Source organism: Georgenia wangjunii, assembly GCF_036421975.1.
Classification (GTDB): Bacteria; Actinomycetota; Actinomycetes; order Actinomycetales; family Actinomycetaceae; genus Georgenia_A; species Georgenia_A wangjunii.
Map to the genome: position 1 here is coordinate 391749 of NZ_JAZGON010000003.1, position 14414 is coordinate 406162.

12 protein-coding genes are annotated in these 14414 nt (G+C 74.2%); 5 read left to right on the forward strand and 7 right to left on the reverse strand.

The annotated features are described in order from the left end of the window. Positions 1 to 68: 68 nt before the first annotated feature. Positions 69 to 1910, reverse strand: coding sequence for an acetyl/propionyl/methylcrotonyl-CoA carboxylase subunit alpha (locus tag V2J63_RS07845; protein WP_331230457.1), 1842 nt, complete (start codon positions 1908 to 1910; stop codon positions 69 to 71). Between the two features lie 251 nt (positions 1911 to 2161). Here V2J63_RS07845 and V2J63_RS07850 point away from each other — a divergent pair, with 251 nt between their 5' ends. Next, positions 2162 to 2584 (forward strand): DUF6157 family protein, encoded by a 423-nt coding sequence (locus tag V2J63_RS07850; protein WP_331230458.1) that lies wholly within the window; start codon positions 2162 to 2164, stop codon positions 2582 to 2584. A 146-nt stretch (positions 2585 to 2730) separates the two neighbouring features. Here V2J63_RS07850 and V2J63_RS07855 read toward each other — a convergent pair whose 3' ends face one another. From V2J63_RS07855 to V2J63_RS07875, 5 genes are all read right to left on the reverse strand, one after another. Beyond that, positions 2731 to 4299: a flotillin family protein gene (locus V2J63_RS07855; protein WP_331230459.1), complete on the reverse strand. Its 1569-nt coding sequence runs from the start codon at positions 4297 to 4299 to the stop codon at positions 2731 to 2733. 178 nt (positions 4300 to 4477) lie between these two features. After that, positions 4478 to 5140 (reverse strand): Maf family protein, encoded by a 663-nt coding sequence (locus V2J63_RS07860; protein WP_331230460.1) that lies wholly within the window; start codon positions 5138 to 5140, stop codon positions 4478 to 4480. Between the two features lie 48 nt (positions 5141 to 5188). After that, entirely contained in the window at positions 5189 to 6871 is a 1683-nt protein-coding gene (locus tag V2J63_RS07865) for a DUF885 domain-containing protein (RefSeq protein WP_331230461.1), read from the reverse strand. Between the two features lie 55 nt (positions 6872 to 6926). After that, complete coding sequence (locus V2J63_RS07870; protein ID WP_331230462.1) at positions 6927 to 7352, reverse strand: acyl-CoA carboxylase subunit epsilon; 426 nt, start codon at positions 7350 to 7352, stop codon at positions 6927 to 6929. Further along, positions 7349 to 8971: an acyl-CoA carboxylase subunit beta gene (locus tag V2J63_RS07875; RefSeq protein WP_434056293.1), complete on the reverse strand. Its 1623-nt coding sequence runs from the start codon at positions 8969 to 8971 to the stop codon at positions 7349 to 7351. Before V2J63_RS07875 ends, V2J63_RS07870 begins: the two co-directional genes overlap by 4 nt. 140 nt (positions 8972 to 9111) lie before the next feature. Between V2J63_RS07875 and V2J63_RS07880 the strand changes: the two genes are divergently transcribed. The 4 genes from V2J63_RS07880 (at position 9112) to V2J63_RS07895 (ending at position 13508) form a co-directional block, all read left to right on the forward strand. Next, positions 9112 to 10113 (forward strand): biotin--[acetyl-CoA-carboxylase] ligase, encoded by a 1002-nt coding sequence (locus tag V2J63_RS07880; protein ID WP_331230463.1) that lies wholly within the window; start codon positions 9112 to 9114, stop codon positions 10111 to 10113. A gap of 74 nt (positions 10114 to 10187) precedes the next feature. Then, a complete protein-coding gene (locus V2J63_RS07885) occupies positions 10188 to 11441 on the forward strand; it encodes an adenylate/guanylate cyclase domain-containing protein (protein WP_331230464.1) in 1254 nt (417 codons plus the stop codon). 53 nt (positions 11442 to 11494) lie between these two features. Next, positions 11495 to 12178, forward strand: coding sequence for a response regulator transcription factor (locus V2J63_RS07890; RefSeq protein WP_331230465.1), 684 nt, complete (start codon positions 11495 to 11497; stop codon positions 12176 to 12178). A gap of 7 nt (positions 12179 to 12185) precedes the next feature. After that, entirely contained in the window at positions 12186 to 13508 is a 1323-nt protein-coding gene (locus tag V2J63_RS07895; protein ID WP_331230466.1) for a sensor histidine kinase, read from the forward strand. A gap of 309 nt (positions 13509 to 13817) precedes the next feature. Here V2J63_RS07895 and V2J63_RS07900 read toward each other — a convergent pair whose 3' ends face one another. Further along, the gene (locus V2J63_RS07900) at positions 13818 to 14393 is read right to left on the reverse strand and encodes a GtrA family protein (protein ID WP_331230467.1); all 576 of its coding nucleotides are present in this window, start codon (positions 14391 to 14393) and stop codon (positions 13818 to 13820) included. Positions 14394 to 14414: the final 21 nt, after the last annotated feature.

A 14414-nucleotide genomic window follows, 5' to 3' on the forward strand; every position in this document is an offset into this window, starting at 1 on the left:
TGGCACGACCGGGCCGGTGCCCGCCGCCGGGACGCCCCCCGAGGCGTCGTGGAGGGGCGTCGGGGGGCTCAGCCCGCGGTGATCTCCGCCTGCGGCGCGATGTCGCAGATGAGGCTCCCCGAGGAGACGTTCTGCCCCACGGTCGCCTGCAGCCCGCTCACGCGCCCGTCACGGTGGGCGACGAGCGGCTGCTCCATCTTCATCGCCTCGAGGACGACGACGAGGTCGCCGGCCGAGACGAGGTCGCCCTCGGCGACCGCGACCTTGACGATCGTCCCCTGCATCGGCGAGGTGAGCCCGCCGTTCGAGGAGGCGGCCACCCTCGTCCCGGCGCGCCGGACCGGGCGGCGCAGCGCGCTGCGCCCGGCGCGTCCGGCCGAGATGCCGAGGCCGGCGGGGAGGACCACCTCGAGCCGCTTGCCGCCGACCTCGACGACGACCCGCTCGGTCGCGCCCTCCGGCTCGTCCTCCTGGGGCGGCGCGGCCGGGGCGGCGGGGGCGCTCGCGGCGGCCTCGGCCACGCGGGCGGCGTAGTCCGTCTCGATCCACGTCGTGTGGACGGCGAAGTCCTCGGCCGTCGTCGCGGCGAACTCCGGGGCGTCGAGGACGGCCCGGTGGAAGGGGATGACGGTGGCGAGCCCGGTGATCTCCACCTCGCGCAGCGCGCGCCGGGCGCGCTCGATGGCCTGCTGCCGCGTCGCACCGGTGATGATGATCTTGGCGAGCATCGAGTCGAAGGCGCCGGAGACGCGGTCCCCGGCGACGACGCCGGAGTCCACCCGGACGCCGGGCCCGGCGGGCCAGCTGAGCGCGCTGATGGTGCCGGGAGCCGGCAGGAAGCCGGCGCTCGGGTCCTCGCCGTTGATGCGCATCTCGATCGAGTGCCCGCGGGAGGCGACCTCGGTGTAGCCGAGCTCCTCGCCCGCGGCGATGCGCAGCTGCTCGCGGACGAGGTCGATGCCCGTGACCTCCTCCGTGACGGGGTGCTCGACCTGGAGGCGGGTGTTGACCTCGAGGAACGAGATCGTGCCGTCGGAGCCGATGAGGAACTCCGCCGTGCCGGCGCCCACGTAGCCGGCCTCCCGGAGGATCGCGATGGAGGCACGGCGCAGCTCGGCGTCCTGCTCGGGCGTGAGGAACGGCGCCGGCGCCTCCTCGAGGAGCTTCTGGTGCCGGCGCTGGAGCGAGCAGTCGCGGGTCGAGACGACGACGACGGTGCCGTGGGAGTCGGCGAGGCACTGGGTCTCGACGTGGCGCGGGCGGTCGAGGAACCGCTCGACGAAGCACTCCCCGCGGCCGAACGCGGCGGTCGCCTCGCGGACGGCGGAGTCGAAGAGCTCGGGGATCTCCTCGCGGGTGCGGGCGACCTTGAGGCCGCGCCCGCCGCCGCCGAACGCTGCCTTGATGGCGACCGGGAGGCCGTGCGTGTCCGCGAAGTCGAGGACCTCGTCGGCGCCGGTGACGGGGGCAGGGGTGCCGGCCACGAGGGGGGCGCCCGCTGCCTTGGCGATCCGGCGTGCGCTCACCTTGTTGCCGAGGGACTCGATGGCCGACGGGGGTGGACCGATCCAGGCGAGCCCGGCGTCGATGCATGCCTGCGCGAAGTCGGCGTTCTCGGAGAGGAACCCGTACCCCGGGTGGATGGCGTCAGCGCCGCTGCGGCGGGCGACGTCAAGGATCTTCGCCGAGTCGAGGTACGTCTCGGCGGCGCGGGAGCCGCCCAGCCCGAAGGCCTCGTCGCACAGGCGCACGTGGAGGGCGTTGCGGTCGGGCTCGGCGTAGACACCGACGGTCGCGATCCCGGCGTCGGCGCACGCCCGCGCGACGCGGACGGCGATCTCGCCCCGGTTGGCGATGAGCACCTTGGTGAGCCGACGGGACGGGCTCGGCGTTGGTGAGGTGCTCGTCATGGACGCTCCGCTCGATGGCCCGGTGGGGAAGACTGACCGGCCCACGTTAGCCGGGCGGCGCGCAGTCTCCACACTCGACCCTCGGGCGGCGGCCAAGTCTGTCCATCCTCGCAACGGCGGTGCAGTCCAGTTGTGCAGTGCCCACAAGTGGACTGCGCCATGCGGTCCGTCGGCCGGGAGGGGTTGATAGCGCTCGTACAAATTCGCGCTCGCCCCTGTCCGCCGGCGGTGCTCCGCCCTAGGCTCCCGCCATGGGCACCACGAACTACCGCGAGACGTTCATCGCCGTCGCCGAGGACTGCCCCGCGGCAGCCGGCACGGTCCCGACGGCGCCGGGCTCGGTCGCCGCGCTCACGTACGAGCTCATCAGCGCCGCGCCGTACACGTTGACCTCGGACGACGTCCTGTTCACCGTGCACGCGGTCCGCAAGGGGATCGCCGAGGAGGACCGGGCGCAGGCGCGCGAGGAGTTCTTCGCCAAGCCGCAGGCGTGCCTGCGGGCCTCGCCGCTCGGCAAGACGTACGGCTGGGGCGTCCACCACGACGCCGAGGGCAGGGTCGCGCTGTACGGCGTCGAGACCGAGCGCTACGCCGAGCTGGCGGCGCCCGGAGCGACGGGCAGCGACGGCGCATCGCTCACCCTCAAGCGGGCGATGCGGCGCTCGCGGGCGTAGCGCGCAAGCCGGCGGCGCGACCGCCGCGGGTTCCCGCAGCGGTCGCTGCACGCCGCCGCCGGGTTCCCGCAGTGATCGCTGCACGCCCCCGCCGGGGCGTGCAGCGACCGCCACGACTGCCGCTGGGCGTGCTCGCCGCGGCAGGGCTACGTCAGCGAGCTGTCGCCGCTCTCGTGGGCTCCTGCGGAGCGGCCTGCCGGCGCGAGGCCGTCCGGCCGGTGCTCGGGGGACGCTCCGCCGCGGACCAGCTCGATGAGGTCGATGCCGGTCTGCGCCTTGAGGAGCGTTCCGAGCTCCTGGACGCCGGCGGCGACCTGGGTGGTCAGCTTCGACGCGCCGTCCCTGTCGATCACCGTGATGTCGTCGATGCTGGCGAGCGCGTCCGCGTAGGGCTGCGCCATCTTCGGCAGCGCGTCGAGCACCATCTGGAGTCGGGCCGAGTCGGGGAACGACTGGTACGCGTCGGCCTCTGCCTTGATCGCGGAGCCTCGTGCCTCACCCTTGGCGCGCTCGGCAGCGGCCTCGGCCTCGCCGCGGGCCTGGACGCCGTCGGCCTCGGCCCGTGCGAGCGCCAGCGCACCCTCGGCCCGGCGCTGCTGCTCCACCAGCGACGCCTCGGCGCGAGCGCGGGAGGCGGACGCCTCGGCGTCGGCCTGCGCGGTGGTGCGCTGCGCCTCCGCCTCGGCCTTGCGGATCGCCGCCGTCTTGGTGGACTCGGCCTCCTGCTCGGCGGCGTACTTGCGGGCGTCGGCCTCCTGCGCCGCCTCGTACTTGCGTGCCTCGGCGGGCTTGCGCACCTCGGTCTGCAGCTCCTGCTCGCGCAGCGCTGCGCGGCGCACGGCCACCTGCTCCTGCTCGACGAGCACGGCCTGCTGCGCCTCGGCCTCGGCCCGCTCCTTCGCCGCCTCGGCCTCGGCCTGGGCCTGGGCGGTCTCCTGGGCGATGTGGGCGTTGCGCAGCGCCAGTGCCTTGTTCGACTCCGCGATCTGGACGGCCGCCTCGTTCGAGCGCTGGGTGCTCTCCTGCTGCGCCTGCGCCTCGGCGATCTCCGCGTCGCGGGCCACGGCAGCGGCCCGCGGACGGCCGAGGTTGCGGATGTAGTTCCCGGAGTCCTCGACCGTCTGGATCTCGAAGTTCTCCAGCACGAGCCCGCGCTCCGCGAGCATCGGCACGGCGATGTCCTTGACCTCCTTGGAGAACTCCTGGCGCTCGTACAGGATCGACTCGACGGTGAGCGTGCCCGCGATCGTGCGGAGGACACCGACGAGCACCTCGCTGGTCTGCTGCTCGATGACCTGCTCCTGGCTGCGTCCGGCGAAGCGCTGGGCCGAGGCCCGCACCATCCGCTCGGTGCCGCCGACCTTGACGACGGCGATGCTCCGCAGGGTGACGCCCACGCCGCTCTTGGTGGTGGCGTCCTCGGCGGCGACCGAGAAGCTCTGCGAGGCGAGCGAGAGGCGCACCACCTGCTCGAAGACGGGCTTGACGAACGTGCCGCCCCCGATGACGACGCGCTGCCCGGACAGGTCCGTCGTCTCGTCGCCCGTCTCAGGGTTGATGACCGGCTTGCCGCTCTTGCGGCCGGTGATGATGAGCGCCTCGTCGGGTGTGGCGATCTTGAAGCGCACCTTCGCGTAGATGAACGCGACGATGGTCAGGACCACCACGGCGACGACCGCCGTGGCGACGATGAGGACGGGGCCGGCGATATCCATGGAACTCCTGAGTGTGTGAGTGACGGAGGGCGGTGCGGTGGTGAGCGCCCTGCCGGTTGCCGATGCCGTCCTCATCGTCGAGCGGATGACCGCGCCATCCAGCTGTCCAGGGCCACTGACACCCTATCGAGCGACTGGCGCATTGTTGGCGGTACAGCAAGACCGCCGGTCACCGACGTCAGTCGTCGCGTGCGGACGTGTCCCACAGGCTCGTGATCGCGATGCCGACGGCGGAGAGGAGCTCGCGCAGCAGCGGCAGGCTGAGCCCGACGACGCCGTGGTGGTCGCCCTCGATGCCCGTGACGAACGGTCCACCCAGGCCGTCGATCGTGAACGCGCCGGCGACGGCGAGCGGTTCGCCGGTGGCGACGTAGGCCTCGATCTCCGCGTCGCTCACGTCGGCGAAGTGCACGACCGTCGTGGACGTCGCCCCGAGCTCTGCCCGCTCGGCGGGGCCCGGCCCGTCGGCGCCGTCGACCGACCGGCTCAGCCAGTGCCCGGTGTGGAGGGCGCCGCTGCGGCCCCGCATGGCGTGCCAGCGCCGGACCGCGTCGGCGGCGTCGCGCGGCTTGCCGAGCACGGCGCCGTCCAGCTCGAGCATGGAGTCACATCCGAGGACGACGACGTCCGGCCCGACGCCCGCCGCCACGACGTCACGCGCCTTGGCGCGGGCGAGCAGGAGGACCTGCTCGGCCGCCGGCACCGGTCCGCCGGCGTCGCGCTCGGCAGCGGCGAGGAGCGCCTCCTCGTCGACGCCGGAGACCCGGACGAGCGGCTCGATCCCGGCCGAGCGCAAGGTCGCGCGGCGGGCAGGAGAGGCGGAGGCAAGGAGGAGGCGCATCGACGTGGACTCTACGACTGCCGCACACCACTCGCCCCCGCCAGGCACCTACGCGAGCGCGTCCCGCAGGACGTCGAGGCCCACCGAGCCGATGTCGAGCGCCCGGCGGTGGAACGCGCGGAGGTCGAAGTCGACACCACCGCTCCGCCGGGAGGCGTCGCGGATCTCCTCCCACAGCCGCTGGCCGACCTTGTACGACGGCGCCTGCCCCGGCCACCCGAGGTACCGGTCGAGCTCGAACGCGAGGAACCCCTCCGCCATGTTCGCGTTGGCGAGGAGGAACGGCCACGCCTTCCCGGCGTCCCACGTGCCGCCGCCCCACTCCTCGGGCGCCGGCTTGCCGAGGTGGACGCCGATGTCGAGGACGACGCGCGCGGCGCGCAGTCGCTGCCCGTCGAGCATGCCCATCGCCTCGCCCGGGTCGTCGAGGAAGCCGAGGTCCGCCATGAGGCGCTCGGCGTAGAGCGCCCAGCCCTCGCCGTGCCCGCTCACCCAGCACGCGAGGCGCCGCCACGTGTTGAGCAGCTCGGAGCGGTAGGCGGTCTGCCCGATCTGCAGGTGGTGGCCGGGGACGCCCTCGTGGTAGACGGTCGTCTTCTCACGCCACGTCGCGAACTCCGTCACGCCCGCGGGGACCGACCACCACATGCGGCCGGGACGGCTGAAGTCCGCGCTCGGCCCGGTGTAGTAGATCCCGCCGCTCTGGGTGGGGGCGATGCGGCACTCGAGGCGACGCACCGGCGCCGGGATGTCGAACTGGGTGTCGGCCAGCGCGGCGAGCGCCTCGTCCGAGGTCTCCTGCATCCACTCGCGGAGGGCGTCGGTGCCGTGGATCTGGCGGGCGGGCTCGGCGTCGAGGCGCGCCATCGCCTCGCTCACGCTCACGCCGGGGCCGTAGAGCCGCTCGGCGAGGGCCTCCTGCTCGGCCACGATGCGGCGGAGCTCGGCGAGGCCCCACTCGTACGTCTCGTCGAGGTCGACGCGGGCGCCGAGGAAGTGGCGCGACCACAGCTCGTACCGTTCGCGCCCCACCGCATCCTCGGTCGGGGCCTGCGGGACGAGCTCGGTGCGCAGCATGCCGGCGAGCCCCGCGTAGGCCTCGCGTGCCGCGGCGGCCCCGTCGGCGAGGTAGGTCGCGAGGGCGCCACCGGCGGGCGCGCCGTCGGGGCGGGCGCCGGCGGTAAAGGTCGTGAAGAAGGAGGTCTCGGCCTCGGCCAGCGTCTCGGCCTGCGCGGCGGCGGCCTCGACCTGGCGCACGGCCGCGACCTGCCCGCGCGCGGCGGCCGCCCGCAGCGACTCCTGGTAGCCGTCGAGCGCCGCGGGGAGGGCGGCGAGACGGGCGCCGACGTTCTGCCAGTCGGCCGCCGTCGCCGTCGGCATGAGGTCGAAGACCTCGCGCAGGGACTGGACGGGGGAGGAGATGACGTTGAGCTCCCGGCCGAGCTCCCCGGCGTCGTGCAGCTCGACGTCGAGCCCGAGGCGCTCCGTCATGGCGGCGTGCGTGATCCGGTCGACGTCGTCCGTCGGCGTGGTCCGGGCGAGGTCGGCGAGCGTCCGGCGGGCGGTGTCGGCGCGGGCGGCGAGGCCTGCGGGGGAGAGATCGGGCATCGCGTCGTCGTGCCCGGGCAGGCCGAGCGTCGTCGCCTCGAGCGGGTCGAGCTCGGCGAGGCGCAGGACGTACGCCTCGGCGATCGCGTCGGTCGGGGTGGGGGTGCGCTCCGGTGTGGTCACGGCACGGGAGCGTAGTAGCCGCCCGCTCCCACCCGCTCGGTGGCGGGTGGCCGGCTCAGCGCTGCAGCGACCAGCGCCAGGCGTCCGTGCCCGGCACGGGCGGGAGGCGCAGAGGCCGGGCGTGGTCGGACCACGGGGCCGGCCGGGCCACGAGCACCTCCGGCTCGGCGGTGACACCGCGCGCCGCGACGATCCCCGCGACGAGGGCCGCGAGCTCGATGTCGTCGGGGTCGCCACGCAGCACGCGCACGGTGGTGTGGGTGTGCACCTCGCCGTGGCCCGGCAGGTCGCGCACCCCGGCCGGGCCGAGCGCGGCGGCCACGACGTCGTCCGTCCCCGCGCCCGACCAGTCTGTGTCGTCGGTGCCCTCGTCGGGGCTGGGCACGGTGGTGACCTCCTCGAGGCCGGGCACGTCGGCACGGCCGTCGGAGGCGGGCGCCTCGCCTCCGGCCCGGCCCGGCCCGTGCGCGCCGCCGGTCACAGCGGGATGTTCCCGTGCTTCTTCGCCGGCAGCGACGCCCGCTTCGTCCGCAGGGCGCGCAGTGCGCGGATGACCTGGACCCGCGTCTCGGACGGCGCGATGACGGCGTCGACGTACCCGCGCTGGGCGGCGTCCCACGGGTTGACGATGGCGTCCTCGTACTCGGCGACGAGGCGGGCGCGCTCGGCGTCGACGTCGAGACCGGCCTCGGCCGCCCTCTTCAGCGCACCGCGGTGGAGGATGTTCGCCGCACCGCTCGCGCCCATGACCGCGATCTGCGCCGTCGGCCAGGCGAGGTTGACGTCCGCGCCGAGCTGCTTGGAGCCCATGACGATGTAGGCGCCGCCGTAGGCCTTGCGGGTGATGAGGGTGACGAGCGGGACGGTCGCCTCGGCGTAGGCGTAGATGAGCTTCGCGCCGCGGCGGATGATCCCGTTCCACTCCTGGTCCGTCCCGGGCAGGAAGCCCGGCACGTCGACGAGCGTGAGGACGGGGATGTTGAAGGCGTCGCACGTGCGGACGAACCGTGCCGCCTTCTCGGAGGCGTTGATGTCGAGCGTGCCCGCCATGTGGAGCGGCTGGTTGGCGACGATGCCCACCGGGCGGCCCTCGACGTGGGCGAACGCCGTGATGATGTTCGAGGCGTACAGCGGCTGGATCTCGAGCATCTGGCCGTCGTCGACGACGTGCTCGATGACGGTGCGCATGTCGTACGGCTGGTTGTCCGAGTCGGGCACGAGCGCGTCGAGCTCGAGGTCGGAGTCCGTCGTCTCGAGCGGCACCTCGTCGGTGTGCCACACCGGCGGGTCGGAGAGGTTGTTCGAGGGCAGGTACGTGAGGAGCGACCGGACGTAGTCGAGCGCGTCGTCCTCGTCCTCGGCGAGGTAGTGCGCGACGCCGGAGCGCTCGTTGTGCGTCATGGCGCCGCCGAGCTCCTCGAAGCCGACGTCCTCGCCCGTGACGGACCGGATGACGTCCGGGCCGGTGATGAACATGTTGGACGTGCCGTCGGCCATGACGATGAAGTCGGTGAGGGCGGGGGAGTACACGGCCCCACCGGCGCTCGGGCCGAGGATGAGCGAGATCTGGGGGATGACGCCGGAGGCGGCGACGTTGCGCCGGAAGATCTCCGCGAACTGGGTGAGGGCCGCGACGCCCTCCTGGATGCGGGCACCGCCGCCGTCGGAGATGCCGATGAGCGGCACGCCGGTCCGCAGGGCCAGGTCCATGACCTTCGTGATCTTCTGCCCGTGCACCTCGCCGAGGCTCCCGCCGAAGACGGAGAAGTCCTGGCTGTAGATGCAGACCTGGCGCCCGTCGACGGTCCCGTGCCCGACGACGACGCCGTCGCCGGCGACCCGCTTCGCCCCGAGGCCGAAGTTCGTCGACCGGTGGGTCGCGAACGCGTCGAGCTCGACGAAGCTGCCCTCGTCGAGGAGGCCGGCGATCCGCTCCCGGGCCGACTTCTTGCCCCGCGGGTGCTGCCTCGACCGGGCGGTCGTCTCGGCCTGCTCGAGCGCCGCGTCACGGGCACGGAGGTCGGCGAGCTTGTCGGCCGTGGACGCCGGTGCGGTCGCAGGGGCGGGGGCGGAGGGCGCGAGGCCGGGCACGTCGGTCACGCCCACGAGACTAGTTGTCGCACCGCGCACCTCTCGCTGCGGCCATCGGGCGTGTTCTGCCTGGTTCCCTTGTCCAGGTCCCACAACGTCCGGGGGTGGCGCAGGCCGTGCGCACCGCGACCCGGTGGTTGGCTGGGCGCATGGACACCACCTCCTTCGCGCGGGTCGAGCGCGTCGCCCGCACCGGTTCGACGAGCACCGACCTCGTCGGTGCCGCCGCGGCGGCACCCGAGGCGTGGCCCCACCTCTCGGCCCTGCTCGCCGACCACCAGGACGCCGGTCGCGGCCGGTCGGGGCGGGCGTGGGAGACGCCCCCGGGCGCGGCGCTGACCGCCTCGATCCTCCTGCGCCCCCTCGTCGCGCCCGACCAGCTCGGGTGGATCACGCTCCTGGCGGGGCTGGCGGTCGCGCGCGCCGTCGGCGGCTGCCGGCACCTCGGCGTGCTCGGGCGGCCCACTCCCCTCGGGGACGGAGCGGCCGGCGCGCCGGGGCGGGCCGGCGAGCGCGTCGCCCCCACCGGCCCCGGCTCGGCGGCCCCCTCGACCGCCGGCCCGGCCGTCGCCCTCAAGTGGCCCAACGACGTCCTCGTCCGCGACGCCGGCCCGCCGCTCGACGGCTGGGGCACCGACCGCAAGGTCGCGGGCGTCCTCACGGAGGTCGTCCCGGTCGCCCCCGCCGCAGGCACGGGTGCGGGCCGCAACGAGAACGGCGGAGCGCAGGACAGCGCGGATCGGGCCGGCCGCACCGCCGTCGTCGTCGGCATCGGGGTCAACCTCACCCAGGGCCAGGCGGACCTGCCGGTGCCGTGGGCGACGTCGCTCGCGCTCGCGGGCCTGCCCGTCGCCGAGCCGATGGACCTCCTCGGGCGCATCGGTGCCGGGCTCGCGGCGATCCTGCGGGCGTGGGAGGGGGAGGGCGGGGTCGCGCCCCCGGCAGCGGTGCGCTCCGCCGTCCACGAGGCGTGCGCGAGCATCGGTCAGGAGGTGCGCGTCGACCTTCCCGGCGGCGGCACGGTCACCGGGACCGGGACGGACCTCGACGACCACGGGCACCTTCTCGTGGCGACCGCCGCGGGTGAGGTCGCCGTGCTCGCCGGCGACGTCGTCCACCTCCGTGGCGCGACGGCGGGTCCGCCCGGGTGAGGCCGAGGCCGCGTGATCGGGGCGGGACCGGCGGTCGATGTGGCGAGGGACACGGCCGGGATAACCTCGACCATGTGAGCGGCGCGACAGGGACAGGGGCCACGGCGGACGAGACCGACGTGACGGCTCCCGTCGGTGCGCCCGCGCAGCCGTCCGCGGACGGGACCCCCGCGGCCACCGCACCCGCACCTGAGCCCTCGCCACCTGAGCGCACGCCCGAACCCCGTGCGCGCACGCTCGACCCGGCCGTGCCGTGGGCCCGGCACGGCACCCCGCCCGCCGAGGGCACCGCGGACAACGGCTTCTCCACGGTCGCCGCCCACGAGCGGGCGCTCATCGGCGGGGTGCCGTCCCTCACGATGGTCGACCTCGCGGCCCGCGCCGGCGTGCGCCTCGAGACGGCGCGCTCGTTCTGGCGGGCCATGGGCTTCGCGGACGTCGACGACGACGCCGTCACGTTCACCCCGCGCGACGTCGAGGCCCTGCGCGACATGGCCGCGCTCGTCGAGGGCGGGGTCATCGACGAGACGACCGCGATCTCCCTCGTCCGCGCGCAGAGCCACATGACCGACCGCCTCGCCCTGTGGCAGACCGAGGCCCTCGTCGAGGACGCCGCGCGCCGCCTCCAGCTGGACGACACGAGCGCCCGGTTCGTCGTCCTCGACCGCATGACGCTCCTCGGCGAGGTCATGCAGGACCAGCTCGTCTACGCGTGGCGCCGCCAGGTCGCGGCGCTCGCCCGCCGCATCGAGCGTGAGATCGCCCACCGTCCCGTCGAGGGCGGGGACCCGGACAGCCTCCCGCTCCCGCGCGCGCTCGGTTTCGCGGACATGGTCTCCTTCACCCGCAGCTCGGCCCAGCTCGGCTCGCACGCGCTCACCGAGCTCGTCCAGGGATTCGAGTTCGCCACGCGGGACGTCATCACCTCCCACGGCGCCCGCGTCGTCAAGACGATCGGCGACGCCGTCCTCTACGTCGCCGACGACCTCCCGACGGCGGCGGAGGTCGCGCTCGGGATCGTCGAGGCCGTCGCGGCGCGGCCCAAGCTCCTGCCTGTGCGCGCCTCGCTCGTCTGGGGCCGGGTCGTCTCCCGCTCGGGCGACGTCTTCGGCCCGGCGGTCAACCTCGCCTCGCGTCTGGTCGACGTCGCCGGCGCCGGCACGGTCCTCATGGACTCGGCGAGCGCGGACCTGCTGGCGGCCGGCCCCAGGGGCGAGCGGTACACCCTCGTGCAGTGGCCCCCGGCGGAGATGCCAGGAATCGGTCAGGTGGCGCCGATCGAGCTCCGCCGGGCCGCCGAACGGCTCGAGAAGCACCCGTCCAGGTAAAAGTCTGGTCTGCTCCGCGCCCACCACTGGGTGCGAGCCTTTACGATGATCGCGTGACCAACGTGCTTCTCGTCGAGGACGACCCGGCCATCGCCGAGCCCCTGGCTCGTGCTCTCACCCGTGAGGGCTACAACGTCAGCGCCTTCGGCACTGGCCAGGGGGCGATCGACAACGCCTCCGACGTCGACCTCATCGTCCTCGACCTCGGCCTGCCGGACATGGACGGCCTCGACGTCGCGCGGTGGGTGCGGACCCAGGGCATGACGACGCCGATCCTCGTCCTCACCGCGCGCGCCGACGAGGTGGACCTCGTGGTCGGGCTCGACGCCGGTGCGGACGACTACGTGACGAAGCCCTTCCGTCTCGCCGAGCTCCTCGCCCGCGTCCGGGCCCTCCTCCGGCGCGCCGGCGGCGAGCTGACGGACGAGGACGAGCTCGTCGCCCAGGACGTGCGCGTGGACGTCGCCGCCCACCGTGCCTTCCAGGGCACCCGGGAGATGCAGCTGACGGCGAAGGAGTTCGAGCTCCTGCGCGTCCTCATCCGGGACGCGGGCTCCGTCGTCGGGCGCGAGGCACTCATGCGCGAGGTGTGGGGGTCGGACCCGTCGGGCTCGACGAAGACGCTCGACATGCACGTGTCCTGGCTGCGCCGCAAGCTCGGCGACGACGCGAACGACCCGCGGTACGTCACGACCGTGCGGGGCATGGGATTCCGGTTCGAGACCGGGGAGAGCTGAGCCGAGGTTGCGCCGTCGCGCGGTACAGATGACGGTCGCGGCCGTCGCGGTCGCGGTGCTGCTCCTCGGGGTACCACTCGCCGTCTTCGGCGCGCTCATGATGTGGGACGCCGAGCGCTCCACGCTCGAGCTGCGGACGGCCTCCCTCGCCCGCTCGGTCGAGCGCCGGCTGACGAACGAGGAAGAGCTCGACGACGCGATGCTCGAGCCCTGGGTCGGGGGCGACGAGAACCTCGCCGCGAGCATCTTCGTCCAGAGCCCGCAGGGCCAGCAGTTCCGGGCCGGCCCCACGATCGACGGGAACGTCGTCCGCGCCCGCCAGACCACCCCGGCCGGCGCCATCGTGCGGATGGAGGTCCCGGCGAACGAGGTCCGCTGGCGCGGCGTCCAGGTGGTGGCGCTCGTCGTCGTCGCCTCGCTCCTCGCGCTCGGCGTCGGCATCCTCGTCGCCCGGCGCCAGGCGCGCCGCCTCGCGGCGCCACTCATCTACCTCGCCGCGAGCGCCGAGCAGCTCGGCTCCGGGCAGGTCCGGCCCCAGCTCGCGCGCTCCGGCGTCGAGGAGATCGACCTCGTCTTCGCCGAGCTCGCCCGGACGGCGGACCGGATGGCCGGGCGCCTCGCCGCCGAGCGCCAGTTCGCGGCGGACGCCTCCCACCAGCTGCGCACCCCGCTCACCGCTCTCTCGATGCGCCTCGAGGAGATCCAGGCGCTCAGCGAGGACGAGGAGGTGCGCGAAGAGGCCCGCATCAGCCTCGAGCTCATCGAGCGGCTCGTCGGCGTCGTCGACGACCTCCTGCGCAACTCCCGCAAGGCAAGCGGCGGCACGACGGAGGCGCTCCGCCTCGAGGACGTCTTCGCCCAGCAGGGCGAGGAGTGGTCCCCGACGTTCGCCCAGGCCGGACGCCGGCTCGACCTGCCCGACATCGAGGACCTCACCGTGCTGGCGACGCGCGGTGCCCTCGCGCAGGTGCTCTCCACGCTCCTGGAGAACTCGCTCAAGTACGGGGCCGGGACGACGACGGTCCGCGCCCGCTCGTCGGGCTCCGGCCACGGCGTCGTCATCGAGGTCGCCGACGAGGGGCCCGGTGTCGCCGACGACCTCGCCGCCGACATCTTCGACAAGCACGTGACGTCCGGCGGCGGCACCGGCCTGGGTCTCGCTCTCGCGCGGGACCTCGTGGCGGCCGACGGCGGGCGGCTCGAGCTGGCCCAGCGCCGCCCGCCGGTCTTCGCGATCTTCCTCAGCTCCGTGCCGCGGACGCTCGACCCGGACGTCGTCCTCCCGCAGGGCTCGCTCGTCTCCATGGGGCGCCGCCGCCGGCGCTGGTAGGGGGGCAGACCGGCTCTGGCGGTGGCCGAGAAGGACCGCGTCGGCTTCCATCCGCCGCACGTTCTCGTCCGGCGGGGGCCGAGAAGCCTGCGGCGGCTTCCATCCGCCGCTCGTTCCTCGCGGCTCCCGCCAGGCCCGCCACGCCGCCGCAGACTTCTCGGCCCCCGCCTCGCATGTCCCGTACGCGGCGGCTTCCATCCGCCGCTCGTTCCTCGCGTCTCCCGCCAGGCCCGCCACGCCGCCGCAGTCCTTCTCGGTCCCCGGCCTCACGCCCCCTCCCGCCAGACAGGTCACGCTGTGGACCGGGGCTCAGACGAGAGGCTTGGTCTCTGCGCCGTCGCCCGTGAAGACGAGGTAGCGGTAGCAGACGTAGCGGAACGCGGTGCCGAGGACGAGGCCGACGCCGTTGGCCGCGATGTTGTCCGCGAGCGGGGACGTGAAACCGAGGACGTAGTGCGAGACGGCGAGCGTGCCGACCGCCACGAGCATCCCGCCGGCGTTGACGAGCAGGAACATGACGAGCTCGCGGGTGGGGGAGGACCGCTTCTTCTCGGAGAACGTCCAGTACCGGTTGCCGATCCACGCGACGAGCGTCGCGACGCACACCGAGATGACCTTGGCGGTGAGCGGCTTGTGGCCGAGGATCTCGCCGGGCCCGAACCGCAGGAGGTTCATGAGGCCGACGTCGACGATGAACGCGATGCCGCCCACCGTGCCGAACTGCAGGAGCTCGATGAGCTGCTTGCGCCACCGCAACCAGCGGGCCCCGGCGACCACGCGCGCGCCGACGGCCTCCGCCGTGAGGGCGGCTGGCTCACCGGGGACCGTCGCGGCGGCGGGGGCCCGGTCCTCCCCGGTCTGCTCCGCTGCGTGGGACGAACTCACCCTCGCAGGCTACCCGCACTA